Raw genomic sequence first — 518 nt, forward strand, 5'->3', positions numbered from 1 at the left:
ATGAAGCTTGCTGCGATGTGGATTGCGGACATGAATGTATGAGCGCAGCGGTCGTATCTGGTCGCAACACGTCGCCAGTCTTTCAGCTTTGCGAACATGTTTTCGATCAGATGGCGCTTTTTATACAGATGCCAATTGTAAGGTGGCTTTGATTTCCGGTTCTTCTTCGGCGGAATACAGGCTGTGATATTGCGTTCTGCAAGCGATAACCTGATCTGGTTGCTGTCGTAGCCTCTGTCGCCGATGACTWCTTCTGTTTCATCGGGAAGGTCAGCCAGCAGGACATCAGCGCCTTTGAAGTCACTGACCTGCCCCGCAGTCAGATGTAGACGGACCGGTCGGCCATGATCATCGCACACGGCGTGAAGTTTTGAGTTCAGGCCGCCTTTTGTCCGTCCGATATGGCGGGGAAAAGCCCCTTTTTGAGCAGGGACGCCGATGTCCGGTGTGCCTTGAGGTGTGTTGCATCAATCATCAGACGCTTCGAACGGCCAGCCTGTTCTGTCAGGGCGACAAAG

Annotated in this window: 1 protein-coding gene; it reads right to left on the reverse strand. The window is 53.4% G+C overall.

Annotation, left to right across the window (positions count from 1 at the left end; translation table 11 throughout):
- A partial coding sequence (locus KP699_RS16330; RefSeq protein ID WP_308164942.1) for an IS5 family transposase occupies positions 1–359 on the reverse strand: 359 nt, incomplete at its 3' end.
- Positions 360–518 lie beyond the last annotated feature (159 nt).

It is taken from the genome of Acetobacter sp. P1H12_c (assembly GCF_018811975.1).
GTDB classification, from domain to species: Bacteria; Pseudomonadota; Alphaproteobacteria; order Acetobacterales; family Acetobacteraceae; genus Acetobacter; species Acetobacter persici.